Genomic DNA, 19,419 nt, shown 5'->3' with positions numbered 1-19,419 from the left:
CGCGGGTCTCTTGTGGGGGGGGGGGGGGGGGGAGGGGGGGGGGGGGGGGGGGGTGTGGGGGGGGGGGGGGGTGGGGGGGGGGGGGGGGTTTTGCGGGGGGGGGGGGGGGGGGGGGGGGGGGGGGGGGGGGGGGGGGGGCGGGGCCCCCCCCCCCCCCCCCCCACCGCTGTTTGGTCTCAGCGGCGGGTGGTGTACATGTGCACGATGTCGCCCATGGGCTCTACCGTGCCGTCCGGGTTCTCCTGGAAGCCCGGTCCCGAGTTGAAGTGCAGCGTGGGCCCGCGCTTGCTCAGCTGGATCCTGTCGAGCGCGGCGGGCCGGTCCGGGTGTCCGATGACGACCTGCTCGCAGCTGTCCGCGAGATCCTGGTTGCAGCTGTTCACTCGGCTGAGCCTGACCTCTTCCACGGATGTGCCTTGGCCGGGGACGAGGACAAGCTGAGCCGTGGGGCTGACCGGGAACCTGATCTCGTGAGCACCCTCCAGGCCGAACCCCTGGTAGGCGTCACTCGGAGTTTCCGGGCGCCAGAGCACGAGGGGTGCGTCGGAGGTGAGGAAGATCGGCTTACGGCAGGTCTCGAGCCGCCAGTGCCGGGCACGGTACTGAGGGATGCAGGCCTGGAGGGAGCTGAACGGCGCGGCCACCGCTTCGTTGTGGGTGAGGTCGTTGCCGCCGTTCATCGCTCGCGTGCCGTGGTAGTAATCCCAGGCCCCCTGGGCTTCCGCTGCCCGCGGCGGCTGACCGAGATGCTTGCGCGTGAGGTACTCGGTCATCAGCGCCAGGTCGACCTCCCGGCCGTCCGCGTAGGCGGTGACATCGCGCCCGAAGCGCAGCATCGTGCGCTTCCGCGGTGTCCTGGCCATCTGCACAGCCAGGTAGAGGCAGAGCAGCTCGCGGTCGTCGGTACCAACAGCCGGCGGCATTCCCGTCTCGTCTATTCGGCGCAGGGCGGCAAGCCCCTGCCCTTCCAGGCCGCTGAGCTCCTGCTCGATGGCCGTGGAAGGCACGCCGTTCTCGTCCGTGATTGTGTAGAAGCCGGTCTCGGCTGCGACGTTCTTGACGTTGGCGAGGTGCGTCTTCGGCGGGCACCGGCGCCTCACCCTGACCATGTCGCCTCGCCCGAATCGTGCCAGGTAGCTCTGGGGCACATAGTGGTGAAGTTTCGGTGCAGACACGTAACCCAGCGTAAGCGGCCAGCGGTGAACAACGACGGAGTTTCCCCGGGCTACGTGGAAGGCATAGCCGCATGACCTGGTCCTTGCCCGAGCCGATGCTCACCGTGGCCGTGGACAGCCCTGCCTTGCCCACTGGTTGGGCTGCGGAGCCCAAGTGGGATGGCTACCGTTCCCAGCTCGCCGTGTACGCGGGCGGGCGAGTGCTGCTGCGCTCACGGCGCGGCACGGACATGACGGCCTCGTTCCCTGAGATCCGGGCTGCGGCCTTGGCGCAGCTGCCGGAGGACACCGGGCTGGATGGCGAGCTGGTGGTGTGGGAGCGGGACCGGCTGGCGTTCGAGCGGCTGCAGCAGCGGCTCGCCCGGCGCGGGGCAGCTGCCGCTCAGGCGGGGTGGGAGTGGCCGGCGCACTTCGTGGCCTTCGACCTGGTCCACCGAGGCGACGACCTGACTGGCTGGCCGTACGCGCGGCGCCGTGCGGCGTTGGAGACGCTGTTTGCGGAGCGCGGCCTGACGGCGCCGTGGGTGCTGTGCCCGTCGACGACCGACCCGGCCGTGGCGCGGGAGTGGCTGTCGTGGACGGCGGCCGGGGTGGAGGGACTGTGCTTCAAGCGGCTGGAGGAGTTCTATCGCGGGGCCGTGCGATCGTGGCGGAAGTACAAGGTGCGGGTCACCACGGAGGCCGTGATCGGCGCGGTCACCGGGTCGCTTGCCGCGCCCCGCACGCTGCTGCTGGGCCGTTACGACCGGGCTGGCCGCCTGCGGTACGTCGGCCGCAGCACCACCCTGTCCCGGGCCGCCGGCCGCGCCCTGGCCGACCAGCTGGCCCCACCGCAGGACGCGCATCCGTGGACGGGCTGGACGTTCTCGGCAGGCTGGGGAACACAGCGCACCCTCGAGGCCGTCCTGGTCCAGCCGGACGTCGTGATGGAAGTCGACGTCGACGTCGCCCGCGACAGCGCCGGACGGTGGCGGCACCCGGCCCGCCCCCACCGCATCCGCACGGACATCGACGCCCAAATGGTGCCGCTGTTCGGTGAAGGCGGCGCCCTGTCATGAGTCAGGGCCGGGCCGTGGTCGGCTCCATGGTCGGGTCGGCCACGGCGGCCGCGGCGAGCTGCTGGCGCAGGTCCAGGTAGCAGCGCAGCCGTACTCCGGGCTGACCGGCGTCCCGCGTCGTCTGCTCCGCTGTGGCCGTTGCCCACCGGTCTGCGAGCAGCTGCTGGAAGGTGAGGGCGGTGGCATCGTCGGCGGCCGCGACTTCTCTGAACTAGCAAGTCAGCTCATTTGGCACGGTCCTGCGGCACTGTGGTGAGTGGCGTTCTGGTTGAGCGCTTGTTCGTCAGACGCTTGTTGAAGCTGTTCCACCGGGTTCTGACGCTAGTCAAAGTGGTACCTACGGAGATCGGCCTTCCAGAATGGAGCCCACCGTCCACAGCTGGCGGGACTTGCAAGTTTCACCGCGCACCGAGGTCAGTGGCGTCTAACGTGACTAGCGTGACCGTGCCACCGTCGACACCCCCCGCACCGGCCTCGCCTCCAAGGCCTGGCCTGTGGCAACGGATCGCCGGGTGGTGGGCTCGCCGATATGCCCTGGGACGCCTCCCCTACTGGTTACTCACTCGCGCCGCCGTGGTGGTCGTCGTCTGTGCCATCCTCTTCGTCTTGAACGGTGTGTTTCTTGGTTGGGCAGTCGCGTATGAGGTCCTGATCGGTATTACCTCACCAGCCAAGGTCGGCCCGCAATGGATGGCATGGCCGTTGTCCCTGGCCGGTTGGGCCGCAATCCCCGCCTTCGTCGGCGGCACCGCCGGCTACCTCATTACCGTTCAGATCCAAACGCACCAAGCCCGCGACTTTGACGCCGTCATGGCGGAGCTCCGTACCCTCGCCCAACCTCCGACGGGCGGCCCGGGGGACGGCAGCACGTGATCACGCTCCACGAGCTCTTTCTGCGCGACGGCGATTCAGCCGCGGCCGTCACCGCCTTCGGTAACCTCCATCCCGGCTCCACCACGGATCCCAACGATTCACACGTACCGGACTGGAAGGCTGCCGAGCGCCACTTCCGAGAGCTCCAAGAGGAACTCATGGCTGACGCCGAGCCAGAACGAAAGTGGGACCGCCGTGAACAGGAGCGCCGTGCGGAGCGCGGAGCCACCGGCCTGCTCCTCGCCATTCATTCTGCCGCTGGCCGTTGCCCGATCTGCCAACGCCGCGCTGCAAGCGCGTAACCGCCCTACCTTGGAGACCGTGATGGAGGACACCGAGCCGCAACGACAGACCGAGATCATGCGCGGCCTGCTCTACCTTGCGTTCCCGAGTGCTCCCACCACGGCCCTCAACGAAGCCGCCCAGGCCATCGCTGAAAACTCGGCCGCCCAAGACCTACCTGACCACGCCGTTCCCGAAGCCGATCGTCTTGCTACTCCACGCGCTGACGACGATCTGCCCCGCAACCTGACCGGTGCCCGCCTGGCCGGCACGGACCTGACGTATGCGGACCTGAGGTACGCGGACCTGTCTAGGGCGGACCTGGCCAGGGCAGACCTGTCGAACGCAAACCTGACCCACGCAAAGCTGTCGGATGCATCCCTGGCCGGCGCGCGCCTGCGCCGAACAAACCTGATCGATGCGCTCCTGATCCGCGCAGCCCTGACCGACGCCACTCTGACTGACGCCTGGCTGGGTGGTGCACGGCTGTTTAGCGCGGATCTAACCGGAGCGGACTTCGCTGGCGCGAACCTAACGGGAGCGCAGCTATCGCGCGCAATCCTGATCCGCGCGCATGGGCGCCGCGCGGATATGGCCAACGTGAGCCTGGCCGAGGCGGACTTGACCGGCGCAAACTTGACCGAGGCGACCTTGGTCGGCTCGTCCCTTGCCCGCGCGAATGTGACCGGGGTGAATCTGACTGGCGCGGACCTGACCGACGCGAAACTGATTGGCGCGGACCTGACCGGCGCCCGCGGCGTCTCACTAGCGTCAGGAATCCTGTGGAGCCTGTCGACCACTTGGCCCGAAGGCATCGCCCAACATGCCCACGCCCTATCCGACGAAGTGACACCAGGCACGTACCGCGTACGCGGAGACACGTCTTGGGACCGCTCCAGGGTGTTGGCCTGAAGACTTCATATTTCACCGGTCGATCGTGATCTTCATCTGGGCGGCTTGTTGGCGGTAGGTGGCTGTTCCGCCTCAGTTAGTTCAGTCAGCAAGCCGTCGACGACGACCAGGCCCGGCTCGCTCACGTGGGCCTCGTTGATCGGGTTCATGTTCGGCACTACGCCTAAAGCCTTCGGGAAGGTTCCGGCGATCCGGCGTCTTCACCCGACCGAGTAGCTTGACCAAGCCCCGTCGACGATCAGCCAGGCAGCAGGGCGGCCCGGCTGATGCGCATGAATTCCAGGTAGGCGAGCTTCATCTCCTGTCCGTCCTCAGCCAGCATCTCCAGCCAGTCCGCGCGCAGTCCCTCTGCCTGCTGCTCAGTTGGCTGTTCGGCCAGTTCCTCGTTCACGAACCTGAGCGTGCTCACGAACCGCTCCGTCATGCGCCGCAGGGTGCCACCTGCGATCTGGACGGCGTCAGGTCCCAGGAGCGCCAAGTGGCTGCACGCGGCGATGAGATTGGTGGAGTGATCCGCATAGGACTGGAGCGACGCCTCGTCCAGCACCGTGCCCGCCTCCATTTCTTCGCGCCGCCGGACGGATTCGCTGTTGAAGACGGCGTACATGTCCATCACCTGCAGACAGGCCTTCTGCCGTTCCTGGCGGACCCATTGCTGCAGCTCCAGAGCAGCTTGGTCTCGAACCTGTTCCCGTACGGCAGCCGCGTTCATCTCAGCGCCGATCCGAGCACCCCGGACCGCGGCAAGCCCGCCGACGAGAGCACCAACGACCGCGCCAACAAGCCCGACGCCACCTGCGATAACCGCTGCCCATCCTTGATCCACGCGTTCGAAACTGGCAGAGGTTCTGGACCCCATGAGCCGTTTCACCGAACAGTGGCCGCATCAGTGCAGAACGGTGGCCACTTCTCGTGCCGTGGTGAGGGCCAGGTGGTGGGTGGTCAGGGGCTGTCGCCTGCCCAGTCCCAGCGGGCCGGGTCGCCGGGGCGCGGGTCGTACAACGCCCGGCCCCCGGGCCCGAACTGCCCGAGCTCCGTGAGGAGGGAGACCCCGTCGTCGATCTCCTCCGGCCTCCAGCCGGTGATGTCGAGCAGCAGTCCGTCCAGCGGCCCGCCCACCAGTTCGGCGTAGCTGCGTCCCGGCTTCGGGCCGGGATGGTCGTGGTCGGTGCCGTAGATCCGGCCGCGCAGCAGCTGCTCATCTTCGCTGTCCATGTCGTCCAGCGTCGCAGCCGCCACCGACAACGAGGGCTTGCCCAAGGGGTGCTTGGGCAAGCCCTCGTGCTGCCAGGGGTGGCTTGCCGGGTCAGCTGCGCCAGCGTCCGAGCCAGCCGCCGGCCTCCGAGGCCTGCGCCGCCTCTTCCTCCTGGCGCTCCTGCTCCCGGCGGTCGCGTTCGGCCTGTTCCGCCTGCCGCTCCGCTTCGAGCGCCCTCGCCTTGCAGGCGTCGCACAGGTGAGGGTGACTGTCCCCACGGCCCCAGTCGACCGCGATACTGGCCTTCTACCGGTCGTCGGTGAACTTGCTCCCGCAGTCGGCACACACGGGGCGCTGAGCCTCGCGTTCGGCTGCTTCCTGCGCGCGACGGCGTCGCGCCTCTTCGTCCCGGCGGACCAGGGCAGCATCGCGGCGGGGGTTGCCGATCGCGTCCCAGAGGTTCTGTCGGCCCTCTCGGCCGAAGCGCCAGAACGCGGGCCCGGCTGGGCCGTGCTCGCGCAGCAGCTCCAGCGTGGTCGCCACGATCGGCATCTTCCCCTTGTAGAGGTGGAAGCCGTCGGCCCACTGGCCCTGGCAGTGCTCGCGGGTGAGGGCGGCGACCTTCTCCATCTGCTTCAGCGCGGGCCGGTTGCCGACCTGGTTGAAGACGAGCAGGACCGGCGGGTGCGTCGCGTCGCCCCACTGGGGATCGGGAGCGGACCAGCGGGTGCGCCACATCGGCTTGTCCTGACCGTCGGTGTCCTTCGTCTTGCGGTGGAAGTGGCGCATGTACTTGTCGAACTTCAAGGCGATGACGCTCGCGTCCTCGGTGCAGTTGTCGGCCTCGATGAACAACAGCGGCAGCCCCGCCTCCGGGGCGACGAGGACGAGGTCGGCCCACGCACAGCTGGCTTCGTAACCGAGAGCTGACACCGTTTGTCGTCGAGTTCGAGCAGCACTTGTTGATCACAGAGCCCAAAAATGTCAGCGAGAACTGACACCGCTATAGGCGCGCACCATGGGATAGGTCACCTCCACCGCACCGTGCTCGTCCAGCAGCCGGTCGAAGATCCGCTTGACCGTGTGCCGCTGCTTGCGCGGCGCCTCCAGATCCGCCCGCAACATCTGGTCGATCACCGGCTTGAACGCGTCCAGCCGCGTCTTGCGGGGCGGCAGTTGCTTGCGCGGCTCCGGCCAGACGGACTCCATGGCCGCCTTCACCGTCCGGAAGCCCACCCCGTACTTGCGCTGCAAGGCCCGGTTCGACATGCCCGCCCGGACATCACGGCGTATCGCCGCGTACAGATCGACCCTGGTCTTCGATGGCACCGGCGCCCCCTCACCACGCAGAGCACCCCCCAGCGTCCCACCGCAAGGCCGGTGCGCGGCTGGTGCGGGAGCTGCGCATTCTGCTCGCCCTGTTGGTGCGCGCGCGGCGCGCCACCTGGGTCCTGGTGCGCAGGTTTTGGATTCGGGTGCGCAGGCGCTCGCCACCGTCTGCGCGTTTCGTCTCCGACGGTGGCAAACGCCGTGCCTATCCGACGGATCTGGTCGGCGGTCAGCTCCAGTGCCTCCAGGTCGGTACGCAGGGCCACGAGGTCGACCGCCGGGCGGGCCACCGTGGACGGCTGCTCCTGGACGAAGAGGAGCAGCTGCTCGGCTGGCGTGGTCGGCTGGTGCGCAGCTACGTCGTACAAGGGGCGACCGGTGCGGCGTGCGGTGCGCAGCCGGGCGGTGAGGACGCGGGTAGCGGTGACGGCGCGGTCGTGGCGCAGCGGCACGCGCGGGATCGCCCACTCCCCCAGCTGAAGCGGCAGGAAGGGCGCGGCCGGGTCGGCGGCCGGCCTCCGGTCCCGGACAAGGACGGCGGCCGGTGTCCGGGAGCGCGGCGGGGCGGCGGGTGCCCAGCGGGCGCTGTAGAGGCGGTAGCCGGTTCCTCGCTGCGCTCGCTGCGGGCCTCGGTGATGTCGGTGCAGTGCGCGGCGAGCGCTTCGTTCACGATCGTCTCGTCCAGGCCGGGCTCGCGGCGGCGGCCGCGCTGGACGAGCGCGAGGTGTCGGCGGGTTTCGACGAGCAGGTGACGGCGGTGGAAGCAGCCGTCCTTGTTCATCACGAACACCGTGGCGGTGACGGCGACGGCCGCCAGGCCGACGTCGACCACGGCGGCGACCCGGGCCCGCATCGCGGCGGCCGCGGCGCGGGCTCGCTCGAGGAGGGAGTCGATGAGGTCAGCCGCGTCGGCGAGGAACGCGCGTGCACTCGCCTGCCAGTCCTCGCGCAGCTGCGCCGGGGAGCGCGGCCGCGGCTTCGCGGGGCGGGTCTTGCGGGCGGCGACCTGGTTCAGTCGCGCCCGTGCCCGCTCGGAGCCGGCTTCGTGCGGACAGATCACGCGCCAACGCAGATCCGCCGGCCGGTCGCCCCGGAGGGCAACCGCCAGCGTTCGTGCGCGGTGATTGCTCACACGGTGCACCAGTTGCGATCCTCGGCCGCCCCGGAAGGGCAACCGCCAGTCGCGGACGTGCACCTTGATCGGCACGGTGACGAGACCATTGCGATCCTCGACCGCCCCGAAGAGCGAACGCCAGGACGCCGGGGTGTCGGAGACCTCGGGCGTGGTGTCGGCTGCGATTCTCGGTCGCCCCGGAGGGCGACCGCCAGAACAAGGACCGGCGCGCCTTCCAGTCCCGCCGGGTGTTGCGATTCTCGGTTGCCCCGGAGGGCGACTGCCAGGCTGCCTGAGCAGCGGAAACAGCGTACCGCTCGCTCCTCTGTGGGCGAGCATCCGGTAACAGATGAGCTGAAAACGGACATTCGCCTTCGATGCGATCCGCGTGTCGCGTGTGTGCTTCCGGTTCCGAAGCAGGCGCGCGGGAGCCCTGCACTACCTCGCCCGCGAGCCTTACGCGCGAGTCGAGTGACGCGGTCGGCCTGTCCAACTCGCGCTGACACCGTCACGGATGGACGTACGCCCCGTCCTTCTGCTCAAGCGCCGGATCCGTCGGGGTCTTCACCGGCGAATCCTCCGTGATGCCAAGCCTGGAAGCATCCTTCTCGTAGGGAGCTACCGCCTCTTTCCCCTGTTCGTCGACATAGACGTCTATAATTCGAGCGCAGGTGAAGACCTGACCCGGGAGGCCAGGAACTGCTTCGCCGACTTCCCAAATCATCGTCTTGACGTCCCCGCCTTGTGCCGCGTTAACGTAGGCCGCCCCTGTCCCGATCCATTTCGAAAACTCGTAAGCCTTGTCCAGGGTCTCGGGAAGCTTCCCGGCAGGAATGACGATTGAACCCACACACTTAAGCGCCTGCGTGTATACCGGCGACGGGTTGAACTCGGGCTGGTCGCTGGGATCCTCTTTAGGTCCTGTGATTGTGCCGAACTTGCCGCAGTAGCCGCTGCCCTCGACCCAAGGTCGATTCGCTTTCTCGCAATCGCGCTGGGTTTGGGGTTCGGTACCCTCGTCCGGCTCATCCGTCTTCGGGTGACCCATATCCGGCTCATCCGTCTTCGGGTGACCCATATCCGGCTCATCCGTCTTCGGGTGACCCATATCCGGCTCATCCATCTTCGGGTGACCCATATCCGGCTCATCCATCTTCGGGTGCTCGTGCAGCTCCTTCAGGTGCTTCGTCAGCTGTTTGTCCAGCTGTTTCAGAGTCTTCTTTGCTTTGACCCGCTCCTTCGGCGATGTCTGGGGGTTACTGATCACCTGCAGCATGTCGCTCACCTGCTGCACGATCTTCGTAAGCGAAGCCCGCTCCTTCGGCGGCGTCCTGGGATCACTGATGACCAGCAGCATGTCCGTCACCTGCCGCACGACCTTCGTGAGCGCGGCTCGTTCCTTCGGCGGCGCCTTGGGATCACTGATGACCAGCAGCGTGTCCGTCACCTGCTCCACAAGCGTCGAAAGTTGCTTCTTCAGATTCTGCGGTGCGTGCGAGTCCTGGATTTCCTCCAGGGAAGTGGTTAGTTGCTGTCCGGTATTCCTCAGCTCCTTGGGGACCTCCTGTCGCTCTGTCAATTCCTGTATATCGCGCTTCACCTCCGGTGTCGGCTTCAGTCCTTCCTCCCCTTCAGGAGTCCCCAGGCCCTCCGAAGCAGCAGAACCTTCATCAGCAGCAGGGGCATCACCGGGAGCAGCAGACGCCGCAGGGTCTTCCGAAGCACCAGGCGCCACAGGAGCAACAGGCTCTTCCGAAGCAGCAGAACCTTCATCAGCAGCAGGGGCATCACCGGGAGCCGCAGACGCCGCAGGGTCTTCCAAAGCACCAGGCGCCACAGGAGCAACAGGGGGCTCGGGCGACGTGCCTGTGCCGTCGCCGATTGGGGGAGCTGGCTCCGGATCCTCGGCTGGTGCCATGATCGATACCCCTGTGGGCGTTTGCGAGGCTGCCATGGCGGTGGTGGCTCCTGCGGAGACGAGGAGCCCAGTGGTGATGCATGATGCGCAGAGAATCCGGGGAATCCTCCGTCGGACTGCAGTAGTCATAGTGATCTCCTTCGGATGTTGACTCCTTCGGGAGTCCCGTGAGACCACCATTCCTCTATGGCGCGCGAGGAGAAATCCGCAAATTTTCGTGGCTTGACATCGGCCTGGCCACCGCAATAATGCTGATCCCGCTGGGAACGGGCCCTGGAGTTGGCCCCGTGAGGTACCGATGGGACGCTCTGATCGGTACTGGGATGGTGATCAGGGTCGTTTCGGGATAGCAGGGAAGAGTCTGGACCTTGGCGGGAGGGTCTCGTACCGACAAGCCCGCGCTGCTCCGCTCTGGCGCGGAGCAGCTGCTCTGGCGGGCGGCCGCTGCAGCGCCGTCGGCAAGGTGAAAACCCAGCGCTGCCAAAATCACGGGTACTCGGCTGCAGCATGGCGCGTGATGCCCCGCATGGCAGTCATGGTCCCCCAGCACGGGGCAATGCGGAACCGGCTCAGTCAGCTGGTGTGCGTACGGCTGAGCCGGGCGGGAGCTTCTGGCCCTCTTCGGGCATGACAAGCAGACACATCACATACCTGAAGCCCTTGTTCCAGGAATCCTCGGCGTCGATCCAGGCCCATAGGTCACGAGTGGGACTCTTGCGGGATCCGTACTGCTTGGTGCAAAGGTCGTAATAGATGGGGTTTCCAGGTTCGAACTTGGCACCTTTGGGTGCCTTGGCGTAGCCCAGGCCCTGCATCTCATGTGGTTTGTTGCAGTCGACGAGAGTGAAGGCAAAGTCATGCTCTGACAGTTTCTTGGTGTCAATACAGTCGCCGATTGAGCTGTTCTCGATGGCGACCCCGTCCCCGTATTTCCGGTAGTCGCCCACCGGGCCGTAGAGGCTGGCGGTCTTGCCGAAGAGCAGACAGGCGGTGTTCCGTACGCCGTTGTCCCAGCCGGGCTGGCTGGGGACCAGCGCGAAGGGCTGGACGTCGGCCATCTTGCGTACCGTGTCCCGCAGAAGGCCTGTGCAGGTCCCCTGCCCGTTGGCTCTCGCATCGGCCAGGGACGTGGTTGCGTTCAGGTCCAGAACCTGGCCGTCTGGATACGTCTTGCAGTCCACGTTTTTCAGTCTGGGGAGACCTTTGAGCCGGCCCTCGGGCCAGGAGGCGTGGACACAGTCTCCGGGTTTAAGCTCGCGGGTCAGTCCGATCTCGTCCCCGTAGGGCAAGGCCTTGCCGTTGTCAGCAGCGTTCGGGCCGTTGAGCAATGCGACCCCCGCCCAGATCCCCCGCCGATGAGCAGCAGCGCGGCCGCGATGGCCCCCAGAACCCGGGGCGAAGGAACCTGGGACCGCCAGGGATACCGCCGCTGCGGCAGTGAACCGCCCTCGGCTGCGGAGCCTTCTACGGCAGACGGTACGGCAGGAGGCGACCGCAAGACTGAGGGTTCGCTGAGCGAGGGCGTCGTCTCTTCCGCCGGGACTGCCGGCTCCCGCGCCCGGGGTGTCGCTCCTGGCGTGGCGGCAAGCTCGGCGAGCTTACGCGCCGCTTCGTCACTTTCCATCCGGTGTGCCGGGTCCTTGGCCATCAGGCCGGCCAGGACGGGCCCCAGGTCTCCAGCGCGGGTCGGAGGTGGGGGCTCTTCGAAGAGCAAGGCTGTCAGCGTCTCGTAGGGCGTGGGGCGGTCGAACGGTCCGGTCCCCTCGACGGCGTAGTACAGGGTGGCGCCGAGGGAAAACAGGTCGGATGCCGGGCTTGGCGCCACTCCGCGGGCGCGCTCTGGCGCCAGGAACCCTGGGGTTCTGATTAACCCAGATGTTCCGGTCAGCCGGGTCTCGCCGGAGTTTCGGGCTGCAGCGAGATGCCGTAGTCGGTCAGCAATACATGCCCGCCTTCGCCACGGCCCAGTGCCTGCGGGGGTCCTCCAGCCAGCAGGATGTTGGCCGGCTTGACGTCACGGTGCAGGATCCCGGCCCGGTGGCCGGCCATCAAGGCATCGAGTACGGCCAGACCGATTCGCGCCGTCTCTGCGGAGGAGAGCGGCCCGTGATCACGCACCAGCTCGGCGAGATCCTTCGCGCCAGGCACGAACCCATCACGATCCAGGCAGGCCACGCTCTTCGACGACATCATGCACGGTGGCCACATGCGGATGACTGCGCAGCCGGGCAGCATGCCGGGCCTCGACTCGGGCCCGAGCGATGCGAGCGCTCAGCTCCTCATCCGGCATCCCCGTCGGAAGGGCGAGCTCCTTGAGCGCCACCTCACACTCGAGCGTCTGGTCATAGGCTAGCCACACCCGCCCCATCCCTCCGGCACCCAGCCTGCGCAGGAGCCGGTACCGCCCCGCTACCAGGCGCTCGGCATCGTCACTCTCCGTCATGGCAGACCTCCGCAACGCCTGACGCCCAACCGTAGGATTTTCTGGCTATGCATGACAAATAGGCTCGCCAAAGCATCTGGAGGCTCCCTCTCACCAGCACGTCTCCTCAAGGAGGAGGCGCTCGCCCACTCGTGTGGCGGCGGGAAGCTGGCGCGGCACTGACGCCGTGGCCTGCCGAGCGCAGGGCCACGGCCAGGAGGACGGGCGCTGACCTCCGCGTTTCGCTTGAGGGCGGCTGAGCTGGGTTGATGTTTGGGCGGGGCGGGTGCTCCGCACCTGCCGCATCTCGGGGGAACCTCATCGCTCCCCGCATGGCGGTCATGCCTCCGCTTGGCGGAGCACGATGCGGGGCCAGCTCATTCTGCTGGTGGTTTTACGACTGAGCCGGGCGGGAGCTTCTGACCCTCCTCCGGCATCGCGAACATGCACATCGCATACCTGAAGCCTTGGTTCCAGGTGTCCTCTGCGTGATTCCAGGCAAACAGGTCGCGAGTGGAACTCTTGTAGGACCCGTATTGCTTTACGCACAGGTCATAAAGCGCGTCCCACGAGTCGAACTTGAGGCGCTGGGGCGCCTTCACGTAGCCCAAGCCCTGCAACTCGTGCGGTTTGTTGCAGTCCACCAGGAGGTGGGCGTAGTTGTTTTCCTCGATTTTCCTGCTGTTGTAGCAGTCGCCGATTGCGCTGTTCTCGACGAAGATCTGTTCCCCCTGCTTCCGGTAGTCGCCCACCGGGCCGTAGAGGCTGACGGTCTTGCCGAAGATGAGGCAGGCGGTGTTTCGCACGCCGTTGTCCCAGCCGGCCTCGCTGGGGACCAGCGCGTAGGACTGGACGTCGATCATCTTGCTCGTCGTGTCGCGCAGGAGTCCTCTGCAGACGCCCTGGCCGTTGGTCCTTGCGTCGTCCAGGGACGTGGTTGCGTTCAGGTCCAGGACCTGGCCGTCCGGGTAGGTCTTGCAGTCGACGATTTTGAGTTCGGGCGGATCTTTGAACCGCTCCGTGGGCCAGGAGGCAGAGACGCAATTGCCGGGTTTCAGCTCGCGGGTCAGTCCGACCTCGTCCCCGTACGGCTGGACTCGATCGGTCTTCGGGGCCTTGGGGTCCTTGTCGAGCAGTGCGGCCCCTGCCCATACGCCAGCGCCGACGAGCAGAAGTACAGCGGCGATGACGGCCCAACTCCGGCGCGAGGGGGCCTTGGCGCTCCAGCTGTGCCGCGCGTGCGGCGGAGCCTCCGCAGGTGAATCGGCTGGCGGTGGGCCAGGAGCCGGCTGTGAGGCTGGTGGTTCTTCCGGCAGCGGCGTCGTCTCCGCCTCCGGGACGGATGGCCTGTGCACTGGCGGTTGCTCACCTGGGGTGTCGGTGAGTCCGGTGAGCGTGCGCATCGCCTCGTCGCCGCTCATCCGCTGGTCGGGATCCTTGGCCATCAGGCTGGCCAGGACCGGTCCCAGAGGTCCGGCCCGGGACGGTGGTGGGGGTTCCTCGAAGAGCAGCGCGGTCAGGGTTTCATAGGGCGTCGGGCGGTCGAACGGCCCGCTGCCCTCCACTGCGTAATACAAGGTGGCACCGAGTGAGAAGAGGTCGGAAGCCGGGCTTGGTGGCACTCCGCGGGCGCGCTCCGGGGCGAGGAATCCTGGGGTTCCGATGAACCCGGACGTTGTGGTCAGCCGTGGTTCGCCCGAGTCCGGCTGCAGCGAGATGCCGTAGTCGGTGAGCAAGACATGCCCGCCTGCTGCGCCGCCTGGGGTCTGTGCACCAGGTCCAGTCAGCAGGATGTTGGCCGGTTTGACGTCCCGGTGCAAGATCCCGGCCCGATGGCCCGCCGTCAATGCATCGAGCACGGCCACACCGATACGTGCTGCGTCGGCGGGTGACAGCGGTCCGTGATCACGCACCAGCTCGGCGAGGTCCTTCGCCCCGGGCACGAAGCCCATCACGATCCAAGGCAGGCCGTTTTCCTCCACGACGTCGTACACAGTGGCGACGTGTGGGTGGCTGCGCAGCCGGGCAGCATTCCGTGCCTCGACTCGGGCACGGGCGATCCGGGCGCCCAGTTGCTCCTCTGGGATCCCTATGGGGAGGGCAAGCTCCTTGAGGGCGACCTCGCAGTCGAGTATCTGGTCGTAGGCGAGCCATACCCGCCCCATCCCTCCGGCCCCTAGCCTGCGCAGCAGGCGGTACCGCCCCGCTACCAGGCGCTCGGCACCGTTGCCCTCTGCCATGGCAAACCTCCGTCACGCCTGACAGTAAAACCGTATGGTCCGTGATCGAGAACTACAAATACTCCCAAAATGGCTTGCACACGTACCGACACGCACCGCCGCCCGGGCGAGGGCAAGGGGGTGCGGGTGAGGCCTGCCGGCGAGGCGGCCGTGCGGCGGCGTCATCAGCGTGAGCTGCTCGAGGCTGATCAGACTCGAGCAGCGCTTCGACTCGGGCGGCGTTTGGCAGGGGCGGCGTTTGGCAGGGGACGGCGCCAGCGCCGCTGGACAGGCGTGTCGCGGCTGGCAGTGCGCAGGCCTGCCGGCTGACAGCTGGCAAAGGTGGCTGTTGCTCTGTGGGAAGTACGGCGTGGTGCCTGAAGCCGTACAGCGGCAGCGAACGGCGGGACCATCAGCCGCTGCTGCGCGCCCTGGGGGCGCAGGGCGGTGCCCGCGGCGAGAGCGGAGGGTTCGGCTACCACTCCTGCGTAGCGGAGGGTGGTAGCCGAGGGCGCCCAAGAACAACGCTGCGTTGGTGTTTGGCACCGCGCAGGATCATGCTTGTCAGTAGAGCCCTAGCCATGCAAGGTCCCGCTGCGCAGCCGGGACACGGAACGAGCAAGGGCGAGATGAGCGACGATGGAGCGACTTCCTAGCCCTGAGCGGCCGGACGCGTCGGCCCCCGAGTCGGCATTCACGGCCACATCCACCATCAATGAGCAGGGCATCGTGGCGGGGTGGAGCGAAGGTGCCCGGCGGCTGCTCGGCTATGCGGCCTCGGAGGTCGTGGGGCGGCCCGCCGCCGGGCTGCTCGCGGATGACATCGGCGAAACGATCCAGCGGCCCCCGGCCGGGCGGGAACGGTGCAGCGGCACTGTGGCGCTGCGGCACCGCGACGGCCACCGGCTGGAGCTGCGGCTGCTCGCGCACCGCCGGACGTCGCATGGGGGGATCACAGAGTGGCATGTGGTGTCCGCCGTGGCGGCGAAACGGTACACACCTGGGGGCGAACCGCTGAAGGAGTGGACGTTCGCCCAGTCCCCCGACATCCTCGCGATCTTCGACACCGACCTGCGACTGGTGGCGGCGAACGCCGCCATGGAACGCGCGCTGTCCCTTGCCGAGGCCGACATGCGCGGACTGCACCTGCCGGAGATCGCGCCGGATGCCGTGAGCTACGAGGCCGAGCGGAGGATGCGCCTGGCGTTGCAGACCGGTGAGCAGCAGTACGTGGAGGCCTACATCTGCCCCACCGGTGTGAGCCCGGAGCGCGGCTGGCCGGCATCCCTAGCCCCGTTGAAGGACGCGGACGGCCGGGTGCGCGCCGTGTGCCTGACGGCGCACTCCAGGCCGGAGGGGTATCTTGCCCGGCGGATGCTGTTGAGCGACGCCGGCGCGCGCATCGGCACCACTGTGGACATCGCACGGACCGCGCAGGAACTGGCCGACGTGGCCGTGCCCCGGCTCGCGGACTTCGCAGCCGTCGACCTGCTCGACCTCCCCCAGCAGGACGAGGAGCCTGCCTCAGCCCCGCCGGCAGGACCGGTCACTCTGCGCCGCACGGCTATGCGGTCGGTTCTCGAAGGAAGCCCGGAGTCCCCGGTCGCGGTGGGCGAGAGGGTCACCTGCCAGGCGCTGTCCCCTCCCGCCGAGTGCCTGGCCACAGGCCATCCCGCCCGGTACGAGACGGCCGACTCCACCATCGCCCGCTGGGCGGACCAGGACCCCTCAGCCGCCTGGATCCGCGAGCACGGGACACACTCGCTGATGATCGTGCCGATGCGTGCCCACGGCATCACGCTCGGCGTGGTCCTCTTCAGCCGCCACCAACGCCGGGAATCCTTTGAGCCAGACGACCTGCAGCTGGCCGAGGAGCTCACGGCCACAGCGGCCGTCAGCATCCACGACGCCCGGCAGTACACCCCGGAGCGCACCTCCACCATCACCCTGCAGCACAGCCTGCTCCCGCACGCGCAGCCCCATCAGGCGGCACTCGAGATCGCCTCCCGTTACCTGCCCACCGGTACCACAGCCGGCGTGGGGGGCGACTGGTTCGACGTGATCCCGCTGTCCGGCGCACGGGTAGGCCTCGTCGTGGGCGATGTCGTCGGCCATGGCATCCGCGCCTCCGCCACCATGGGCCGCCTGCGAACCGCAGTGCGCACTCTGGCCGATGTCGACCTGCCGCCCGACGAGTTGCTGACCCACCTGGACGACCTCGTCATCCACCTGGCCGCAGACGAAGGGGACCCTTCGGCCGAAACCGCCGCGGGCATTGGCACCACCTGCCTGTACGCGGTCTACGACCCAGTCTCCCGCCGCTGCGCCCTCGCCCGTGCCGGTCACCCGCCACCCGCTGCGGTCACTCCGGACGGCGCCGTCTACTTCCTCGATGTTCCCCCCGGCCCGCCCCTGGGCTTGGGCGGGCTGCCCTTCGAGATGTCCGAGATCGAACTGCCCGAGAGCAGCATCCTCGCCCTCTACACTGACGGTCTGCTCGAAGCCCGCGACCACGACATCGACGAGGCCCTCGATCGAATATTCGCGGCTCTCTCGTCCCCCGGCCCGACGCTGGACACGGTCTGCGACGCAATTCTCGCCCCTGTGCTGAGCCACTCTCCCGATGACGACATCGCCCTGCTCGTCGCACGTACCCGGGCCCTGCACGCCGACCAGGTGGCCGCCTGGGACCTAGCTTTCGATCCCGCCATCGTCTCCCAAGCCCGCAAACAGGCCACCGACCAGCTGACAGCCTGGGGGCTGGACAACGCCGTCTTCATCACCGAACTCATAGTCAGCGAACTTGTCACCAATGCCATCCGCTACGGCCAGCCGCCCATTCAAATGCGACTGATCCACAAGGACAGCACCCTGATCAGCGAAGTCTTCGACTCGAGCAATACGTCCCCTCACCTGCGGCGGGCACGAACCTTCGACGAAGGGGGCCGCGGCCTGCTACTCGTCGCCCAGCTCTCCGAGCGCTGGGGCACTCGGCATGCCACCGCCGGCAAGACCATCTGGGCTGAGCAGCCGCTTTCCGCAGTGTCGGGAACATAGACGAGCGCAGAGGGACGCCCCGAGGCAGGCCGGGGATGGAACCGGCCACCCAACGAGCAGGAACCAGCGTGTACGGGGCCACAAGACGATCAAGGGCCGACCCCAGACCCACGGACCAGCTTTCGTACCGATCCGGTTCTTCTCGCTGATCGAGGCCATAGCTCACCCGGGTAGGTGGCTGTGACACGCCTGTGACAGTCAACGGACGCGGCCATGACGTCGCTCAGGCAACCTTTTCAAAAGCGGACAAAACGCACTATTCAGGTATCGAATCTATGAGTGCCACTCCTACCTCGCCGTCCACCTCATCGTCCCCACCCGTGCTGGCCCCGCGTGAGCTGGAGACGCTGCGCCATATCGCCTCTGGATGCACCTACCTTCAGGCGGCCCGCCAAATGGGACTCTCCAAGCACACGGTCGACGCCTACCTCCGCCGCATCCGAACCAAACTCAACATCAACAACACCGCCGAACTCACCCGGCTGGCCATCTCCCTGGGACTGTGACGCCCAGCCACAGCTCCCTGCGACTACGTTCCCCCCGTTATTGTTCTTCGCGGTCCTGCAAGAGGGCTGCTGGCCTCCGGGCCCGGCATGACTGTTCCCCCCTGTCGAAAGGATGATGAAGGGATGACCTGGGGGGTGGTGTCGCCGGGTCCGAGGGGCGCCATTGGAGACGCTGATGAGTGCCTCTGTGTGTCAAGCGGCAGCAGGGAGAGTCCTGTGACGGTCGCGTTTGAGGGTGCGGTAGACGACGTTCGACAGGCACCGTTTGAGGCCTTGCGAGCCTCCGCAGGCGTCTTGCCTTCGGCGACTTTCCGCAGGTAGTAGACCTGGCCTCGGCCGCCGTCGCGGATCTGGCAGACCGCGATGATGTGCAGCACGAAGTTCAGCGCCCGCTGGTGGCGGGTGTTCTTGCCGCTGGAGGCGTCCAGCGGCACCGTACCGGTGTAGCTGGCGAAGTGGTGCTCGGTGCGAAGCGTGTGACGTCGCCGACGTGTCCAAGGAGCTTGGCGAGCACTGTGCCCACGCGGGAGCGCGGTCAGCGCGGTGCGGGCGGCGGCCAGAGCGTCGCGCATCTGGGCTTCCTTGTCGCGGACTTGCCGGTCGACGCGACACAGGTTGGCGAGGAGATCCCGAGCGAGATCTCGACGACAGCAGTCGGTGGCAGTGGCTGGACGGAGCCCTTTCATGAGGGCGGCGGCCTTCTCCGCGGACAGGCGAGTGGGGGCACCGCCGGGCAGCAGGTCACGCACCACGGCGTGGAGGCGGTTGATGATGCGGGTTCGTTCGTTGACCAGGTCGTCGTGCCGCTCGGTCAGCAGCCGCAGGATCGTCGACCGGTCTTCCGGCTCGACCTTGCGCAGGTCATGCCGGAAGAGGGCGAACTGGGCGACGTGCAGAGCGTCGGCCGCATCGGTCTTGCGGTCACCGCCGGTGGCCAGGAGCCGGGCCCGGGCAGAGAGGGTGGAGGGCGCATTCACCACGTGCTCGCTGGCGGCGGCCAGCTGCTGGGCGAGGCTGCGGCCGAGTCCTTTGGCTCCCTCCACGGCGAAGCGGCGCTCGGGCCACCGCTCGCACTAGCGCAGCAGTTGCCGGACGGTCCCTGCGTTGACGACGAAGCGCCGCTGGGCGATCTGGTGTCCTGCGGCGTCGACAGCGACGGCGGTGTGGGAGGACTTGTGGGGGTCGATACCGATGGTGATCACGTGCACCTGCCCAGGTCGAGCGGGATGGGACGGGTGCGGTGGGCACTCTGACTTGAAGTCTCAGCTTGTCGTTTAACCTCGGCTCTCGATGAGACGGGCGAGTGATTCTGTGGGCCAGCAGAGCCACTGCAGAACTGGGTTGGTGACCACGAAGTAG

At 67.5% G+C, this 19,419-nt stretch carries 20 protein-coding genes; 6 read left to right on the top strand and 14 right to left on the bottom strand.

What is annotated here, in order from left to right; translation table 11 throughout:
* Positions 1-176: 176 nt before the first annotated feature.
* The gene (locus AC07F0_RS39825) at positions 177-1,175 is read right to left on the bottom strand and encodes a DUF4238 domain-containing protein (RefSeq protein ID WP_478985213.1); all 999 of its coding nucleotides are present in this window, start codon (positions 1,173-1,175) and stop codon (positions 177-179) included.
* 71 nt (positions 1,176-1,246) lie between these two features.
* On the opposite strand from AC07F0_RS39825, the gene AC07F0_RS39820 reads away from it, so the two are divergent.
* The gene (locus AC07F0_RS39820; protein WP_478985212.1) at positions 1,247-2,233 is read left to right on the top strand and encodes an ATP-dependent DNA ligase; all 987 of its coding nucleotides are present in this window, start codon (positions 1,247-1,249) and stop codon (positions 2,231-2,233) included.
* A gap of 1 nt (position 2,234) precedes the next feature.
* Here AC07F0_RS39820 and AC07F0_RS39815 read toward each other — a convergent pair whose 3' ends face one another.
* The gene (locus AC07F0_RS39815; RefSeq protein WP_478985216.1) at positions 2,235-2,393 is read right to left on the bottom strand and encodes a DUF6207 family protein; all 159 of its coding nucleotides are present in this window, start codon (positions 2,391-2,393) and stop codon (positions 2,235-2,237) included.
* Between the two features lie 413 nt (positions 2,394-2,806).
* Here AC07F0_RS39815 and AC07F0_RS39810 point away from each other — a divergent pair, with 413 nt between their 5' ends.
* Genes AC07F0_RS39810 through AC07F0_RS39800 form a run of 3 tightly spaced genes read left to right on the top strand, consistent with a single transcriptional unit; the run spans position 2,807 to position 4,300 of the window.
* Complete coding sequence (locus AC07F0_RS39810; RefSeq protein WP_478985210.1) at positions 2,807-3,106, top strand: DUF6313 family protein; 300 nt, start codon at positions 2,807-2,809, stop codon at positions 3,104-3,106.
* Positions 3,103-3,408, top strand: a complete 306-nt coding sequence (locus AC07F0_RS39805) for a hypothetical protein (RefSeq protein WP_478985209.1) — start codon at positions 3,103-3,105, stop codon at positions 3,406-3,408. Before AC07F0_RS39810 ends, AC07F0_RS39805 begins: the two co-directional genes overlap by 4 nt.
* A 22-nt stretch (positions 3,409-3,430) precedes the next feature.
* Entirely contained in the window at positions 3,431-4,300 is an 870-nt protein-coding gene (locus AC07F0_RS39800) for a pentapeptide repeat-containing protein (RefSeq protein WP_478985214.1), read from the top strand.
* A gap of 238 nt (positions 4,301-4,538) precedes the next feature.
* Here AC07F0_RS39800 and AC07F0_RS39795 read toward each other — a convergent pair whose 3' ends face one another.
* The 10 genes from AC07F0_RS39795 to AC07F0_RS39750 form a co-directional block, all read right to left on the bottom strand.
* Positions 4,539-5,126, bottom strand: a complete 588-nt coding sequence (locus AC07F0_RS39795) for a hypothetical protein (RefSeq protein ID WP_478985208.1) — start codon at positions 5,124-5,126, stop codon at positions 4,539-4,541.
* Positions 5,127-5,242: 116 nt separating this feature from the next.
* Positions 5,243-5,515, bottom strand: a complete 273-nt coding sequence (locus AC07F0_RS39790; RefSeq protein WP_478985207.1) for a hypothetical protein — start codon at positions 5,513-5,515, stop codon at positions 5,243-5,245.
* 286 nt (positions 5,516-5,801) lie between these two features.
* Positions 5,802-6,428, bottom strand: a complete 627-nt coding sequence (locus tag AC07F0_RS39785; protein WP_478985205.1) for a hypothetical protein — start codon at positions 6,426-6,428, stop codon at positions 5,802-5,804.
* Positions 6,429-6,479: 51 nt separating this feature from the next.
* Positions 6,480-6,824: a hypothetical protein gene (locus tag AC07F0_RS39780; protein ID WP_478985204.1), complete on the bottom strand. Its 345-nt coding sequence runs from the start codon at positions 6,822-6,824 to the stop codon at positions 6,480-6,482.
* Positions 6,825-7,179: 355 nt separating this feature from the next.
* Complete coding sequence (locus AC07F0_RS39775) at positions 7,180-7,884, bottom strand: hypothetical protein (RefSeq protein ID WP_478985203.1); 705 nt, start codon at positions 7,882-7,884, stop codon at positions 7,180-7,182.
* A 562-nt stretch (positions 7,885-8,446) separates the two neighbouring features.
* Positions 8,447-9,892 carry a hypothetical protein gene (locus AC07F0_RS39770; RefSeq protein ID WP_478985202.1) on the bottom strand — a complete coding sequence of 482 codons (1,446 nt, stop codon included), beginning with the start codon at positions 9,890-9,892 and terminating at the stop codon, positions 8,447-8,449.
* A gap of 533 nt (positions 9,893-10,425) precedes the next feature.
* Positions 10,426-11,037, bottom strand: coding sequence for a septum formation family protein (locus AC07F0_RS39765; protein WP_478985200.1), 612 nt, complete (start codon positions 11,035-11,037; stop codon positions 10,426-10,428).
* 703 nt (positions 11,038-11,740) lie between these two features.
* A complete protein-coding gene (locus AC07F0_RS39760) occupies positions 11,741-12,049 on the bottom strand; it encodes a protein kinase domain-containing protein (protein ID WP_478985198.1) in 309 nt (102 codons plus the stop codon).
* Positions 12,012-12,299, bottom strand: coding sequence for a hypothetical protein (locus tag AC07F0_RS39755; RefSeq protein ID WP_478985196.1), 288 nt, complete (start codon positions 12,297-12,299; stop codon positions 12,012-12,014). The genes AC07F0_RS39760 and AC07F0_RS39755 overlap by 38 nt, the downstream gene beginning before the upstream one ends.
* A gap of 356 nt (positions 12,300-12,655) precedes the next feature.
* Positions 12,656-14,518, bottom strand: coding sequence for a serine/threonine-protein kinase (locus tag AC07F0_RS39750; RefSeq protein ID WP_478985195.1), 1,863 nt, complete (start codon positions 14,516-14,518; stop codon positions 12,656-12,658).
* A 618-nt stretch (positions 14,519-15,136) separates the two neighbouring features.
* Here AC07F0_RS39750 and AC07F0_RS39745 point away from each other — a divergent pair.
* Positions 15,137-17,554 (top strand): SpoIIE family protein phosphatase, encoded by a 2,418-nt coding sequence (locus tag AC07F0_RS39745; protein WP_478985193.1) that lies wholly within the window; start codon positions 15,137-15,139, stop codon positions 17,552-17,554.
* A gap of 275 nt (positions 17,555-17,829) precedes the next feature.
* Positions 17,830-18,060 carry a response regulator transcription factor gene (locus AC07F0_RS39740; protein WP_478985191.1) on the top strand — a complete coding sequence of 77 codons (231 nt, stop codon included), beginning with the start codon at positions 17,830-17,832 and terminating at the stop codon, positions 18,058-18,060.
* 23 nt (positions 18,061-18,083) lie between these two features.
* Here the strand turns inward: AC07F0_RS39740 and AC07F0_RS39735 are convergent, their stop codons facing one another.
* Together AC07F0_RS39735 and AC07F0_RS39730 are read right to left on the bottom strand one after the other, a co-directional pair.
* Positions 18,084-19,103, bottom strand: a complete 1,020-nt coding sequence (locus tag AC07F0_RS39735; RefSeq protein WP_478985189.1) for an IS110 family transposase — start codon at positions 19,101-19,103, stop codon at positions 18,084-18,086.
* Positions 19,104-19,133: 30 nt separating this feature from the next.
* Positions 19,134-19,262 (bottom strand): hypothetical protein, encoded by a 129-nt coding sequence (locus AC07F0_RS39730; protein ID WP_478985187.1) that lies wholly within the window; start codon positions 19,260-19,262, stop codon positions 19,134-19,136.
* Positions 19,263-19,419: the final 157 nt, after the last annotated feature.

It is taken from the genome of Streptomyces sp. NPDC045955 (assembly GCF_056430805.1).
The sequence above is the reverse complement of the archived record's forward strand: the minus strand, read 5'-3'. Positions and strand labels throughout refer to the sequence as shown.

Coding starts and splice junctions, on each gene's coding strand:
- AC07F0_RS39820 (WP_478985212.1), top strand. CDS start 1,247: ATGACCTGGTCCTTGCCCGAGCCGATGCTCACCGTGGCCGTGGACAGC.
- AC07F0_RS39800 (WP_478985214.1), top strand. CDS start 3,431: ATGGAGGACACCGAGCCGCAACGACAGACCGAGATCATGCGCGGCCTG.
- AC07F0_RS39790 (WP_478985207.1), bottom strand. CDS start 5,515: ATGGACAGCGAAGATGAGCAGCTGCTGCGCGGCCGGATCTACGGCACC.
- AC07F0_RS39770 (WP_478985202.1), bottom strand. CDS start 9,892: ATGGCAGCCTCGCAAACGCCCACAGGGGTATCGATCATGGCACCAGCC.
- AC07F0_RS39760 (WP_478985198.1), bottom strand. CDS start 12,049: ATGATGTCGTCGAAGAGCGTGGCCTGCCTGGATCGTGATGGGTTCGTG.
- AC07F0_RS39755 (WP_478985196.1), bottom strand. CDS start 12,299: ATGACGGAGAGTGACGATGCCGAGCGCCTGGTAGCGGGGCGGTACCGG.
- AC07F0_RS39750 (WP_478985195.1), bottom strand. CDS start 14,518: ATGGCAGAGGGCAACGGTGCCGAGCGCCTGGTAGCGGGGCGGTACCGC.
- AC07F0_RS39745 (WP_478985193.1), top strand. CDS start 15,137: ATGGAGCGACTTCCTAGCCCTGAGCGGCCGGACGCGTCGGCCCCCGAG.
- AC07F0_RS39740 (WP_478985191.1), top strand. CDS start 17,830: ATGAGTGCCACTCCTACCTCGCCGTCCACCTCATCGTCCCCACCCGTG.